Origin of the sequence: Nakamurella multipartita DSM 44233 (genome assembly GCF_000024365.1) — a bacterium.
In the GTDB taxonomy this organism is placed as follows: Bacteria; Actinomycetota; Actinomycetes; order Mycobacteriales; family Nakamurellaceae; genus Nakamurella; species Nakamurella multipartita.
Genome location: NC_013235.1, coordinates 2,913,886 through 2,927,818, shown reverse-complemented (window position 1 = coordinate 2,927,818; position 13,933 = coordinate 2,913,886). Strand labels below are relative to the sequence as shown.

The following is a 13,933-nucleotide window of genomic DNA, read 5'->3' as shown; positions in this document are numbered from 1 at the left end:
CCAGACGCGCCGCACACGAGGTGGGCATGCCCGCAGCACCCGCCCGAACCGTGACCGAGTACGACTCGGCGATGCGCGAGCGCGCCGACGAGAAGGGCGCGCCGATCCCGCGGATGAGCCAACCGGTCGCTGGCGCGACGCCCGGAACGTTCCTGTTCGCCCGCAACGGCGTTCCCCATCTGATGGACACCGCCGGCCCGGCCGCCGGGATCCCGCGACCATTCAACGACGCCGACGCCATGACCATTCTCGGCGGAACCGAGGAGACGACGGTGTGGGCGGTGAACCGGACCGTCGTGACCAAGGCGTCGACGATCGCCAACCGGATCCCCGCCACCGACCAGCGTCCGGACCCGGTGGCCGCGATGCGCCGCCGATTCACCCACCTGATCCGCGCCGAACGCACCGCCCGCCTCGTCGTCATCCCCGAACTGATCCACGAGAAGTACTGGGCACCGACCTCATTGGCGGGTGCGCCGGTCAAACCGTGGGCGTCCGCGTTGAACCTGCCCGCCCCTGACGCCCGTGACCCTCTCCCCTTCTTCACCGCGCTGGCCGCGGTCCTGCTCGACGGCACGAGCCGGACCATCGGCCGCTCGTCGCCGCTGAGCTTCATTACGACCTCCGAACGCGCGGTCATGAAGGCCGCGGAGTGGGGCGGGATGGCCTTCCAGGCAACCCAACTGGCGGCTGCGGAAGCGGCCGACGACGCCTGGACGGCCATGCAGCGGCTTGATCCGCTGCTGACCGAACGGAACCTTCTCACCGGGCTGTGCTCGGCCGGGCGGCCGCGCCGGGACGACCCGGCCCTGGTCCGGGTCACCGGTCAGGCCCGACTCCGGGTCGACGACGACCTGCTGATCACCGACATCCAGCCCGACGACGACCGGTTCAGGCACGGCTTCGCTCGTCTGGCCGGCTACCGGATGATCGACGGCGACCTGCACGCGCAGGTCGAACCGGTCGAGCAGACCGACCGCCGCCGCGCGAACACCGTGGACACGTCTGGTGTTGCCCTGCTGGCCGGGCTGGCCGCGAACGGCGGTACGGCTCTGCTGTCGGCCAAGCCCTACCTGCGATCGGCGTCGAAGGCCTACTTCGGCCCGCGGTGGAGCGCGGGCCGGGTGCCCACCGAGCGTCGGGTGACCCGCGACGTACCCCTGGACGTGCTGCTGGCCGGCGCGTGACCGCCGCACACGAGCCAGGCATGAGCATCCAGCGTCCGGCAACCCGGGGACCGGTATCGCCGACCGAGGACCAGCACCGCGCCCTGTCCCGATGGCGGGCACTGGCCCTGGACCAGATGCCGTACATGGCGTCCATGCTGTTCGCGTTGCAGTGCAGCAACTTCAGCGGGGTCGACTCTTTCGCGGTGGACCGGCGGATGCGGCTGTATGTCAACTTCGCTGCGCTGGCCGGAGAGCCGGTGATGTGGACGGACACCATGTGCGCGCAGGCGCTGCTGCACGAGTGCTGCCATCTGTTCCACGAACATGCCGAACGAGCCGGTGACGCCGGTGTCGGGCCCAACGACCACGACCGGTGGAACACCGCCGCCGACGCGGAAATCAACGACGACCTGCGTGACGCCGGCTGCGCCGAGCTGGCCGCCTACGGCATCCTTCCCGCATCGCTGGGCCAGCCCGACCACCGGTGCGCGGAGATCTACTACGCCGCCACCCCGGCATCGCCGCCGACCCCACGCGGGGCCGGCGCCCCGGCGGGTCAACCCGGCGCAGCCAGCGGTGAGCCGTATCAAGGGTGCGGGCCGGGCGCCGGCGGCGGGCCGATCCCCGGCGCACCCGGAGACGACGAAACCGAAGCCGACGACTCGGCCGGCGCCGGGGTGGGCCCGGTCGAACGGCGACGCGTGCGGATCGCCACCGCGGCATCCATCCGCGATCACGCCGCGATTCGAGGGCGGGGCAGCATCCCGGCGGGTCTTCACGAACGGGCCGCCGAAACCCTCGCCCCGCCGACCGTGCCCTGGCAGCAGGTGCTCCGCGCCGACCTGGCCGCGGCCGCCGCCTGCCGCCGCGGCAACACGGACGCCGACTGGACCCGCCGGTCCCGCCGCCGCCGCAACGTCCGGCTCGGCGCCGGACGCGTCGTCTACCCGGGCACGTACTCGCCGCAGCCGCGGATCGCCGCGGTCCGCGACACCTCCGGGTCCATGTCGGCGTCCGACCTCGCCGCGGTCACCGCCGAGATCGTCGGCATCGCCGCCGCTCTCGGTATCCGTGGTCGCGACCTGCGGGTGCTGGACGTGGATGCGGCCGTGCATGAAGTGGTCGAGTACCAGGGCGCGGTGTCGATCAGCCAGGTCCGTGGACGCGGTGGCACCGACATGCGCGTCGGAATCGACGCCGCCCTGAGTCTGCGACCGGCACCGAGCGCGGTGGTCGTGCTCACCGACGGCGAAACCCCCTGGCCCGGCCAGCCGGCGCGGGTGCCCGTCATCGCAGCGATCGTCGGCCAGCGCACCACCCAGCCACCGAACTGGGTGCGGACCGTGCGGATCAACTCGACGGCCAGGCGAACCCAGCGCCAATAGCAGTGGCTGCCGAGTGATTCCCGCGGCTCAGCTCAACTTCGATGACCATTTCACGGACCGTCGATCGCCCCTGTGTGCACCGATGGCCAGTGAACCTTTGTCGTCGGCACGGGTTCATTGTTGCCTGGACACGAAACCGGCCCGGCATTACTGCCGGGCCGGTGCATATGTGGTGGAGGATCAGTGGGCGGCCTCGAAGGCATCGACCACGCTCTTGGAGATGCGCCCACGCTCGGACACCTCGAACCCGTTGTCCTTCGCCCACTGACGGATCGCCTGCGTCTGCTCCCGGTCGGAACGCTCGACGCGCTTGGTCGTCTGGCGCGAACGCAGGGTGCGGCCGCCACCCACCTCGCGCGCGGCGTCGATGAACTTGGCCAGTACCGATTCCAGTTCCTCGCGGTGAGCGGCGTTCAGATCGATCTCGAATTGAGAATTGCCCAGCCCGAACGCACAGGTGATCACGTCGTCGGTCGAACCATCGATATCGTCCACCATGGTGGTGACGGTTTGCTTTGCCATATCCGCATCGTACGGGATGCGTCCATGGACTCGGCAATGACTTCACGGCGTTGTTGCGTGAATACCCGAACCGGAAACGGACACGCCGCCAAAGCAGGTCGTCCACGCTCGCGCTGCTCCGTTGCATCATCGATTCCTCGGGACGTCGAGGTCGGCCGCACACAGGGCCGGCATGAGCAGCCAGCATCCGATCCACCTCCGTGTCCTCGCCGCCGCCGTCCGGGCCAACGTCCCGGTGCTGGCCTGGGGCGAACCCGGCGCCGGCAAGAGCGCCACCATGCACCAGCTCGGCGCCGCCTGGGGGCGGCACGTCGAAACCGTCGTCGGCTCCATCCGCGACGCCGCCGACATCTCCGGCCTGCCCATCGAGGTCGACGGCATCGTCCGCAACGCGCCCGTCGACTGGGCCGTCCGATGCGCCGAGGCCGACCAGGCGCTGCTTTTCCTCGACGAACTCACCACCTGCCCACCCACGGTGATGAACGCCCTGCTGCGGGTCTGCCAGGAGCGGGTGGTGGGCGACCTGCAACTGCCGGATTCCGTCTCGATCGTCGCCGCGGCGAACCCGCCGAGCATGGCGGTCAACGGGCAGGAACTGTCCGCGCCAATCGCCAACCGATTCCTGCACCTGACCTGGGTCAGCGACCACCAGGCCTGGTGGGACGGCATGTTCACCGACTTCGCCGCCGCCAGCCAACCCACGATGAACGACCTGATCGGCCGGCACCGCGACGAGGACGCGCTGCGGGCCCGATCCGAGGTGGTCGCGTTCACCCGGGCCCACCGCAGCCTGATCCACCAGATGCCCGCGACCGTCGTGGACGCCGGCAAGCCCTGGCCGTCGATGCGATCCTGGCACAACGCCGCCCGGGTCCTGGGCGAGCTGCCCCGTGACGACGTCGACGCCGCCGACCTGGCCGTCACCGGTTGCGTCGGCGAGGGCGCGGCCATCCAGTTCATCGGATGGCGGGAGACCGCCTCCCTGTATGACCCGGTCGCCGTGCTGGACGACCCAGGCATCGTGGACTGGCGGCACCGCCCGGACGTGCTCTATGCCCTGCTCGGGTCCATCAGCGTGATGGGCCGCGCGGACGGCACCCACCCGGGGCGGTGGGACGACGCCATCGCCGTGATGGTCGCCGCCGGGCGGGCGGATCGCGCCGACCTGGCTGCCGCCACCATCCGCACCCTGTTGGCCGGTCGACCCAAGGGCAGCAAGATTCCCGACGCCGCCCGTCGGGTGTTCAGCGACCTGTTCACCGCATCCGGTCGCTGGTCCAGCGCCGCCTGACCGACCCGAAAAGCTCTATTCATCAAGCGCTGTCGTGTTGCGGTCGGGTGGTCCGGGGTGGCCGCGCACGACCACAGCGAACCTCGAACCGCCGATCATCCGGGAGCGCAGTCATGCAGATCGACACCTCGGCCGCCGTGTCCGTCACCAACTCGCTGGGCGTGGCGTCCACCACGATGACCCTGGACCCGGAGGGCATGGCGCACCTGACCCAGGTGCTGACCAACCTGTACGCCGACAAGCACCTGGCGGTGCTGCGCGAATACTCGACCAACGCGCTCGACTCGCACGTCGCGGCCGGCACCACCGCCCCCGTCGAGGTCACCCTGCCCACCGCGCTGAACCCGACCCTGGTCATCACCGACCACGGCGTCGGCCTGTCCCGGGACGAGATCGTCAACGTCTACGCCCGGTACGGCGCATCCACCAAGCGCGGCACCAACACCCAGATCGGGTCGTTCGGGTTGGGCGCCAAGTCCGCGTTCACCATCGGCGGACAGTTCGTCGTGACCGCCACCAAGGACGGACGACGCACCGTCGCAGTCTTCGCGCTGGACAACCACGGAGTCGGGACGGTCAACATCCTGGCCGAGACCGAAACGGTCGACGCCAACGGCGTCACCGTGTCCATCGCGGTCGGCGACCACCGGCAGATGCAGGACGCCGCCGAGAAGTTCTTCCGCTCCTGGCGGCCCGGCACCGTCCTGGTCGACGGCTCCGAACCCGAATCCCTCTACACCGATGGAATGTGGCTCGGCAACGACGTGCTGCACACCCGCCGGGGCGGCATCACCGTCGTGATGGGCAGCGTCGCCTACCCCCTCCCGGCGTCGGCAGTGCACGCCGTGCGCGAGCGGGCCGGCGGAACCTGGCACGTCCACGACGGGCGGCCCGGCCTGACGGTGTTCCTGCCGATCGGTTCGGTCGACATCACCCCCTCCCGGGAGGCCGTTCGCGACACGTCACGGTCCATCGACACGGTCGCGGCGGCTCTGCGGAATCTGCCCGAACGATTCGAGAGGGAGGCCCACCGGCGCACCGCGGCCGCCACCTGCGCGGCGATGGCCGTGCTGTCCACCATTCCGCTCCGCCGCGCGGCCGAATGGACCGGCGTTCACGGACTGTCCACCGCCCAGTGGCGTGGTCGGCCGATCAGTGACCTCGGGCCGGCCGAACTCGGGTCGCACGCCACGTTCTACGGCAAGACCTCCCGTGGGGCGTTGAGCACCAACACGCTGGACAAGCTCAGCGTCGCCACCCTCGATCAGGTCACCGTGCTGGTGGGCGTCCCGAAGGGCCGGTCCGCCAGGCGGCACGCGAAGGCCTGGGTCGCGGACAATCGCGTGCGATTGCTGGTGCAGTTCGGCGACGGTCACGACCTGAGCGGCCGGGTCGACTGGCTGACCTGGGGCGACGACAGCCCCCTTGACACGGTTCGCTTCGAGGACATCGAGCTACCGTCCGAGCCGGACCGGCCACGCACCCAGACCAGCTACGACGTGCAACTCGTGGGCGGGAACGGGCAGGCCACCATGACCGCCGACCAGGTGAACTCCGCCGAACACCCCCTGGCCTACACCGACGATCACCTGCCCACCTACGCCATCCGATCCATCGAATTCCGCCGCGCCCTGGACGGCTACCTGGTGATCCACCTGCGCAGCGGCCAATCCACCGCCGCCCTGCGCCGCCGAGTTCCCCGGGCGGTCCGCGCCGACGACCTGTCCCGCCGATGGGTCGACGACCGGTTCGCCGCACTCGGCAGCCTCGATGATCTGGTCGCCGCCATGCGCGAGCACAACGCCGTCAAGGCCGCGATCTCCGCCCTCGGCAAGAGCCGGGCCGACCGCATCACGCACCCGACCTACCACCGCGCCGTCACCGCCGCCGCCTCGTTCACGTCCCTGGACCCCGAGACCCGCGAACTGATCCAGAGGCACGCCGGCCGCGTCCCCCACCGCGGGCTTCCCGCCCTCCACCGCGATCTTCCGCTGCTGGTCAGGGCCGCCAACTTCCAGTACGACGAGAACGCGCTCGATCACCTGGTGCTCTACGCCAACGCGATCGCCCCCAATCCGTTCGGGGCGGCGCGCCCAGGCCGCACATGAGACAGCCAGACACCGAACACAAGTCACCAGCCGACCGGGAGGTCACCATGCGAATCCCCTTCATCCGCACCGAGAACGAGTCCGGGCGCAACCTGATGCTCGCGCTCGCCGGTCGCCCGCACGTCATCGCCGGCGACCACCCGAAGTTCGACCAGATCTGCGACCTGCTCACCCGTGAGTACGACGCTGCCCCCGAGGCCCTCGCCGCCGTCGAATCCGACCTGCTCGCGCTCATCGACTTCGCCGACACCGCCATCGCGGCCATGCGCGCCCTGACTGACCGGGTCACCTACCTCGGCGGCACCCTGTTCTTCGACGGCGACCCGATCCACGGTGCGCTGGCCGACCACATCGTCGCCAAGGTCGAGCAGAACGACGACAGCTGGACCGGGCCGGTCAACTTCCTGGAGAACCTGGCCGCCAACCCCGCCCGCCACGTCCGCAAGCGGCTGTACCGGTGGATTTCCGACCGCGGCATGACCATCACCGAGGACGGCCTACTCGTCGGCTACAAGGGAGTGCACCGCGACGAGCAGAACACCTCCATCACCGCCGGCAGCAACACCGTCTGGGTCGACGGCGTCCCGCACACCGGTCACATCCCCAACCCGGTCGGCGCAACCCTGGTCATGGCCCGCTCCGAGGTCGACAACGAGCGCGACGCCCCCTGCTCCCAGGGACTGCACGTCGGCACCCACGACTACGCCAGCGGGTGGGCCGGCGACCACGGCCGCCTGCTGCTCGTCGCGTTCAACCCGCGCGACGTCGTCGCGATCCCCCGCGACGCCGGATACGCCAAGATCCGCGTCTGCCGCTACACCGTGCTCGACACCGCCGCCGGCAAGCTCACCGAAACCACCTGGCGAACCAAGGAAGTCGACGTCACCTCGGGCGATCCCGATGCCACGACCATCGTCGGCATCGCAGACGATGGCGACAGCGAGGTCGACGACTATGACGTCGACGACAACCCGGGCGACGAGGCAGTCGCTGCATGACGCGGTCCGCCCGTGGTCAACCGATCGCGGGCGGACCGAGCACTATCCGATCTGTCACGTCGCCTGGTCCGGTCACGCCACCCCAAAGGCCCGGACCGGCATAGGTCGTGAGCAGACCCACGACGAATCCGAAAGGGCCGACGCGATGTCGACGACGCCACAAGCATCCGAGCTGCGCGACTGGGCGCGAGGTAACCGTCCCACCGAGGCGGCCGTCGAACTGCTCCTCCGGTCGTTCGGCGGCCGGTTCGCCAACCACGGGTATCCCTGGGTCCGGATCGACGACGGCGACACCTGGATCGACTGGACCCAACTGACCGAGGACAACACGGCGGCCTTCTCCGGTGGCGAACGAGGACTGCTCGCGATCATCGCCTCACTGGGGAACGGCGAACGGGTCGACCTCGTGACTGCCGTCGCCGCCCTGGACGTGATTCGAACCGATCTCGTGCTGGCTGCCGTGGCCCACGCTGCCGGAGTCGGCGCGTGTCATCCATGGCCCGCCCACCATTGACCTCGCTCAAGATCCACCGCTTGGCAGGCAACCGGTCGCCGGCCTCGTCGCGGGGTGACCAGTGCGCGCCGCCCGCTTCGTCCGGTTTCGGCAGGGCCCCATCCTCGCTTCACCCCGGCGGACGGGAACTTTCGAGAAGAGCCATTACGCGACCTGGCGGCGACGGCCTGGATAGTGGTGCTGGGCAGGCGCCTTTGCACGGACATCACCCCACGGTCTCTGTCTACCTGTGGCTCGAACTTTGACCGTCAGCCGTGACCCGCGCAGGCAATGCACCCCTGCAGGGACGTGCTCGATGCCGATATGAGATCGTCGAAGCCATGACATCTCAGGGGGACATGCTACAGCCTTCACAGGAAGCCAAATCAACTGCTAGCCAGATAGCCGCTGATCCAAGATCAAAAGAGTCGTGGATACGTGCGCATCGCCTCGCTGTCATAGGTATCGTCATCGGTCTAGTTTCTCTGACGATCGCCGCCACCAATTTCGTTATGACCCAGCATCCATTTGGTTGGGGGGCACCCGACGAAACGCAGGCTCCGAATGTCGATATCCTCACGGTACGTAGTGGCGATATTGCCTGGCTTGCTGCCTACAACCTTGACACCGACTCTAGCGAGTTCGTGAATACGGATTTCACCGAAATGAGATCCGCGGGTGACGATGCATTCTTCATGAGAGAGCTTCGTGGTGGCGCATATTCCGTTGGATACCTGTATATCACAATGACACTCGAAGGTGCCAACACGGCCAGCACCACAATCAGCAACATTCGCGCGAGCGATGTGGTCGCTGGTCCAGTGCCCGCTGGCCCAAGAATTGGCCACTGGGGGGAGGGCGGGGGCGGCGGCCCTCCATTGAGAGGCTTTCTGAATTTCGAGGATGATCAGCCAATTCAGCTAGAGAATGTGCCGGATCCCGACGGTCACAGTTCAGATGGGGCCTTGTTTGACAATTCGCACGACGTAGAGATTACAAGTACCGATAAGGTGAAGCTGATCGTCTTGGCTCGGGCCAGCCGGACGAACTCATTTGAATTCAACATTTCGTACGATTACGCAGTGGGTGGCCAACATGGAACTCAAACGATTGGATTACAGGGTGTGAATGGCGCTACTCCGTTTCGATTAACGGCGTCCTTATGCGACATGGACAACCCCGGCGTGATGTTGAATCAGGTTACCCCGCCAGTTGTACATTGGGGTGCACTTAACTGGAATACACCAGTCGATGTGTCCAACCCCAATTTCTGTGAGAGTTATCCGCAGTTCTAGAAAATGTCGTCATTTGTCATACCGCTAATACCGCTGCCTCGAACTCGGCGATCCCGGTCAGGAGTTGCAAGTTCGGCCGGTATAAGACATGACGAGCTTTCGCTGCTTCAAGCTCGGCCGACTTCGACTTGTTATCGGTCTCTTCGTCGTCGGCAGTATCGGCGATCAACTTGACGTACGTGTCCCGGCTGCGGTTCCCTGCGCCGGCCACCGTGGAAACGTGGATCGCCGACGCCCACGGGGCTCTGGTGTGGGTGGTGATGGCCACCCGTCCGTCGCGTCGTTGGCCGCCGAGATCCGCCGCCGGCTCCCCGATATCCGCCGCATCGTCGGCGACGACCGGCGGGTGCTGGTCGATTTCGACCGGGGCGGCTGGTCTCCGGCCCTGTTCGCCGACCTGTTCGCGGCCGGGTTCGATGTGCTGACCTGGCGCAAGGCACCCGCCCCGACGTCGCCGTCGAATCGTTCAGCACCGCCACGCACGTCGACGAGAACGGGGTCAGGCGCGCCTGGCAGGTCGCCGACACGACCGTGCAGATCCCGTCGGACGACTCCGATCCCACACCGAGACGGCCACCTTGCGGCAGGTCAGCAAAATATCGCTTGGCCAGTCATTCGGCGATCGGCGTGGCTAGGATCATGGGCAGATTGGCCAACCTGCGCCGGACGCGCCCAAACACCGCCTGAAACTAGACCTGAAAGAATACTTCGGAGATGCCGTTATTGCTCGACCAAATGTAAATCGTATTCTTCGAGTTATCGAGGGTCACGCCATTGTTGGGAAGTAGATCGGAGTTGAGGTCGACCGTCCCGTTAGGGTAGAACCTAACAAGCCAGTTAATAACAACATCCTGGTCCACGGGCGATGCCTCTAGATATTCCCCTTCATTTCGAAAGGAGAGGGGGAGAGATGTCGGGCCGTTACCCGCGTCGTATGTCAGGGTACCTCCGTGTATCGTGACGCTTCCATAAACTATATCGTTGCTGGTAACGTCAAGCGTTCTTCCGTCACGCCCTTGATGCCATTGTTCGCCAGTGCCGTCGTGAGGATTAGCAGCATAAGCCTCTTCGGTCCACGTTCCCATGAGGCTGGCGTAATTTCCGGCCGCTATTTGTTGCAGGTCCGGGTCGGTATCGAGCGCGACATGGCCGCCGGGCGCGATCGCATCGGCGGACGTGGTGACCTCCGCGCTGTCGGCCGTAAGCGCTGTCGGGTCCCCTGCGACGGTGCTTGCCGTCGTTGCGGACGAGCTTTCTATGGTTGGACGTCCGGACGCTGAGGGGGATGTCTCGGAGTTGGGGTGCGATGTGCAGGCGGATAGCACTGACACCGTCGTGACCAGGAACAGCGCGCGGCCTCGCAATGAACCGCCCATGTCCCCTAACCTCGTTCCGACCCTGGGGGGCGAGGCTACCCCCAATGCCCGCTCGTCGTCGCGATCAACGCCAGTTGATTCGCCTGAGACACGACCGTTCTGCGGTGGCCCTCCTTGGTCGATTCTGCCAGATCGATGCCCGGCCACCACTGCTCCGCCAAGTCCGGCGGCTGGATCCGGCCGGCCAATCTGGTTCATCCAGCCTCCCTGCCGGTGCGGCACCTGCAGCCTCGGCCGCGTGCTCGGCGGTCAGATCGCATGTAGATCGCGGTGAACGCCGGGTCCTCGATCGCCGCGAGTTTGTCGGCGATCCACCCGGCCGCTTGCGCCCGTGGAGGCGGAGTGCACCAGGATCCACCCGTCCCGCTCCATCCGGATCGCGCGCCGGCTCACGCCGAGTTCCCGCAGCCGGCCGAGATAGCCGGCCACGTCCTCGGGACGAAGGCTTCGTCGCCGGCGGCCAATTGGGCCAGACGCAGGCGGGCGTCGCGGATCGCCTCGGCCCATTCCCGCAGGCTGCGGTCGATGTCGGCGACGGCGGCGGTGAACTGGTCGGGGTGGGCGGTCAGCAGGTCCTTGATGCGGCAAGCGGCACGCCGGCCCCGTGCCAGGATCCTGATCTTCACCACCTGGAGCGCGTCTGCCGCGGTGTATCGCCGGTAGCCGGACGAGTCCCGCTGTGGTTCGTCGAGCAGGCCCCACCGGTGGTAGTGCCGAACCGCCTTGACCGTCACGCCGGCGTACCGGGCGAGCTGACCGATGGTGATCATGCTTCTCGGCCCTCCCCCGCACGGTGACGGTCAGTCCCGGTCCCGCCGGTTTATCCGATCACCGGCGCAACGGTAGGTCGCGCCGGAGACGCCGACATCATTGTAGGAAACCAGCAGCTGCCGGGATTATCCACTCTGGGCCGACATCCCTCCCCGGTGTCCAGCAGTGCCTGTCCGAGCATCGGCGACCGCGGCGTCCGGGCGCTCCACCCGGCGACATTGTCCAGGGACACCTGCATGGCGGTGCTCTACGAACACGGAGACGCTATCGGCCTTGCCATCGGCGACCAGTCGGCAGATAGCCTCCGCGGAGACCACCGGCAGTGTGACGGTGACCTTCGCCAGACCGACCACCATGCCGTTGAGGCGGTGTCCTCGTCACCGTATGTCGTGCGGGCCGGGAGGCCGGCATCGCCGAGCGTGCCCATGATGGGCACGAAGGCCGGTTTGCGGGTCCCGTCGGACCACACCGGTTCAGACGTTTTACCAGGCCAAGCGGATCCCACTGGGTGGCGATTGGTTGGATGGTCGGCTCAAGTCCCCCCTCGGACACTCAATTACACCTCCCTTGTTCGATCAATTGCGGGTGAGGTTGATCGTCACCTCTCGACCGACACCTATTGCGGCGTGGATGCTGTCGGCCCCGGGGTCGTAGGTGACTCGGAGGTTGACGGCGTCGATGATCGCGCGCGTTGGGGGTTTGCGGTGGCCCATGATGGGCCCGTCTTGGACTGTTTGGCGCAACCATGGTTCGAGTGCAGCGAGTACCCGCGATTCGGCGACGTAGACCGACGATCGGTGGCTGGCCGCCGGGTCGCCCGGTGTTGGGCGGCATCGGTATCGGACCTGGCCGTCCTTGGACGAGACCCCCATGATGCGGCCGCAGTTGGCGCAGCTGATCCGGTGGAGTAGGACCGGCCCCGCGTCGCTGGTGCGACTAGCTCGGGGTCTGACCGGTTGGGCGCGCATCGTGGACACCGCGAGGAAGTCCTGGATGGTGACGAGGGCGGGATGCGCGGGGCGGTCCGATCGCACCAGGATCCGGTAAACTTCCGGCGGCAGGCCGGGTTACGGCGGGCGCTGTAGGAGTGCCAATACTCAAAGCCGGTGCACCGCGGGTTGTCCAGGATCGAGGAGATTGCATTCACGTTCCACCCAGCGGATCCGCGTCGGGTCGGTGGCGGTACGGCTCGCTGTGTCAGGTGGTTGATCAGGGTGGTGTGTCCGTCGCCAGCCACGATGCGGTGGAAGATCTCCTGCAGGATCGGCGCCTGATCGCGGTCGGGTTCGAGGTGCGCTCGCCGTTCGCCCCGGATGGCCTTGCCGGGGTTGTGGTGCGGTTGGTCGTGGATCAGGCGGTATCCGTAGGGCGCTGCACCGCCGATGTACCGGCCGCCCCACCGGACGGCGTTGATCATCAGTGACCGTGCTTCGGCCGCCGGGCCGGAGCCGGCCACGTTCGGTATGGGACCGTGAATGACGCCCAGGAGCGCGTCGAGGTCGGCCAGGTGACGTGTCGTTGGGTCTGGTTGGCGCTGCACATGCTGGTCATGCGCGGCGTCGCGGACCACCTCACCTCAAGTCGGGTGCGAAGCCTCTTGTTCAAGGGATGCAGTCGCGCAATCGGCTTGCCCTTGACCGTCAGAGCAACGAATCTGCGTCAACGCACTGCACCGGGGTGTTGATACCGGATCTGCGTCAGCAGCAAGCTCGCCAGTCCCACCACGCCCATCGCGTACCGGCGGAGGTCGTCGCGCTCCTGGATGTTGTGCCGATCGACGTTGCCGAGCGCCGCTACGAGGCCAGTGCCGAGGTTGCGCCAGCCGTCCTGCTCATTCGGCTGGGAGCCGAGCGGTAGCGGTCCGTCTGCGGCGAGCGCCCGGACGAAGAGGTCCTTGCCTGTGACCTTCCGGCCCTGCCTGTCCGTGGGCGAGCATGACCAGCGGCGGACCTTGTCCTCCGTGTAGATCACAGCAGCTGAGGCCACCTGGTCCCAGCGCTCTTCCTCGACGTTGTGCTTGACATGATCCCAGAGCCCCGCATCGAAGCTGCCGCTGTCGATGGTCTCGTCGTGAAGACCGACCTCGAGTTCGTATATTGCGGCCTCGATCAGCGCCATAGCGTCATGCACCCTGCCACGAAAGTACTGGGCATCTCGCTCCGCCTCGCCGATTGCACCGGACCAGACGCCAACGAAGTAGCGGAGCTCGCGGAACTCCTTGGTCGTCGAAGCCTCATGCCCGAGGCTTCGATCGAGGACGCCCTGGACCTTCGCCTTCCACGCAGTGTGCTGCGGCGTCTCGCGCTGGATCGCGTCGTCAGTCTCGGCCCAAGACTTGAGGTCCCGGAGCGCTTCGGCGGCTCTCTTGGCATCCACGGTGGTCAAAGTAGCCCCAACCACCGACGAAGGTCCGCGGTCGGGTTCCGCTTCCAACGGCCAAGGTCGATGCGGTTGTTGCGACGTTCCCCTGCGCCAGGGTGGTCAACGTACACCGCCCGACTCTGGCGTTTGAACGGTTCGGCGGA

14 protein-coding genes are annotated in these 13,933 nt (G+C 67.2%); 8 read left to right on the top strand and 6 right to left on the bottom strand.

From position 1 onward, the window contains the following. The first annotated feature begins 26 nt into the window (after positions 1–26). Together NAMU_RS13235 and NAMU_RS13230 are read left to right on the top strand one after the other, a co-directional pair. On the top strand, positions 27–1,187 hold the full coding sequence (locus tag NAMU_RS13235; RefSeq protein WP_015747897.1) for a hypothetical protein: 1,161 nt from the start codon (positions 27–29) through the stop codon (positions 1,185–1,187). A gap of 20 nt (positions 1,188–1,207) precedes the next feature. Then, positions 1,208–2,554, top strand: coding sequence for a vWA domain-containing protein (locus NAMU_RS13230; RefSeq protein ID WP_015747896.1), 1,347 nt, complete (start codon positions 1,208–1,210; stop codon positions 2,552–2,554). Between the two features lie 180 nt (positions 2,555–2,734). Here NAMU_RS13230 and NAMU_RS13225 read toward each other — a convergent pair whose 3' ends face one another. Further along, positions 2,735–3,076, bottom strand: a complete 342-nt coding sequence (locus tag NAMU_RS13225) for a histone-like nucleoid-structuring protein Lsr2 (protein WP_015747895.1) — start codon at positions 3,074–3,076, stop codon at positions 2,735–2,737. A gap of 172 nt (positions 3,077–3,248) precedes the next feature. On the opposite strand from NAMU_RS13225, the gene NAMU_RS13220 reads away from it, so the two are divergent. The 5 genes from NAMU_RS13220 (at position 3,249) to NAMU_RS29290 (ending at position 9,261) form a co-directional block, all read left to right on the top strand. Beyond that, positions 3,249–4,367, top strand: coding sequence for an AAA family ATPase (locus NAMU_RS13220; RefSeq protein WP_015747894.1), 1,119 nt, complete (start codon positions 3,249–3,251; stop codon positions 4,365–4,367). 113 nt (positions 4,368–4,480) lie between these two features. Further along, complete coding sequence (locus tag NAMU_RS13215) at positions 4,481–6,475, top strand: ATP-binding protein (protein WP_015747893.1); 1,995 nt, start codon at positions 4,481–4,483, stop codon at positions 6,473–6,475. Between the two features lie 47 nt (positions 6,476–6,522). After that, the gene (locus NAMU_RS27420) at positions 6,523–7,473 is read left to right on the top strand and encodes a hypothetical protein (RefSeq protein ID WP_015747892.1); all 951 of its coding nucleotides are present in this window, start codon (positions 6,523–6,525) and stop codon (positions 7,471–7,473) included. Positions 7,474–7,618: 145 nt separating this feature from the next. Further along, complete coding sequence (locus NAMU_RS13205) at positions 7,619–7,987, top strand: hypothetical protein (protein ID WP_015747891.1); 369 nt, start codon at positions 7,619–7,621, stop codon at positions 7,985–7,987. A 320-nt stretch (positions 7,988–8,307) separates the two neighbouring features. After that, entirely contained in the window at positions 8,308–9,261 is a 954-nt protein-coding gene (locus tag NAMU_RS29290) for a hypothetical protein (protein ID WP_138180163.1), read from the top strand. 16 nt (positions 9,262–9,277) lie between these two features. Here the strand turns inward: NAMU_RS29290 and NAMU_RS13200 are convergent, their stop codons facing one another. The 4 genes from NAMU_RS13200 to NAMU_RS31815 all read right to left on the bottom strand — a co-directional run bounded on the left by NAMU_RS13200 (position 9,278) and on the right by NAMU_RS31815 (position 12,645). After that, positions 9,278–9,529 carry a hypothetical protein gene (locus NAMU_RS13200; protein ID WP_041368882.1) on the bottom strand — a complete coding sequence of 84 codons (252 nt, stop codon included), beginning with the start codon at positions 9,527–9,529 and terminating at the stop codon, positions 9,278–9,280. 421 nt (positions 9,530–9,950) lie between these two features. After that, a complete protein-coding gene (locus NAMU_RS29285; RefSeq protein WP_138180161.1) occupies positions 9,951–10,637 on the bottom strand; it encodes a DUF6287 domain-containing protein in 687 nt (228 codons plus the stop codon). Between the two features lie 389 nt (positions 10,638–11,026). Then, positions 11,027–11,407: a MerR family transcriptional regulator gene (locus NAMU_RS13195; RefSeq protein ID WP_015747888.1), complete on the bottom strand. Its 381-nt coding sequence runs from the start codon at positions 11,405–11,407 to the stop codon at positions 11,027–11,029. Between the two features lie 617 nt (positions 11,408–12,024). Continuing rightward, the gene (locus NAMU_RS31815; RefSeq protein ID WP_407669244.1) at positions 12,025–12,645 is read right to left on the bottom strand and encodes a hypothetical protein; all 621 of its coding nucleotides are present in this window, start codon (positions 12,643–12,645) and stop codon (positions 12,025–12,027) included. On the opposite strand from NAMU_RS31815, the gene NAMU_RS31025 reads away from it, so the two are divergent. Beyond that, positions 12,628–12,831, top strand: coding sequence for a hypothetical protein (locus NAMU_RS31025; protein WP_041368878.1), 204 nt, complete (start codon positions 12,628–12,630; stop codon positions 12,829–12,831). The two genes, NAMU_RS31815 and NAMU_RS31025, sit on opposite strands and share 18 nt — an antisense overlap. A gap of 236 nt (positions 12,832–13,067) precedes the next feature. On the opposite strand, the gene NAMU_RS13180 is transcribed toward NAMU_RS31025, so the two are convergent. Further along, on the bottom strand, positions 13,068–13,784 hold the full coding sequence (locus NAMU_RS13180; RefSeq protein WP_052307936.1) for a TIGR02391 family protein: 717 nt from the start codon (positions 13,782–13,784) through the stop codon (positions 13,068–13,070). Positions 13,785–13,933: the final 149 nt, after the last annotated feature.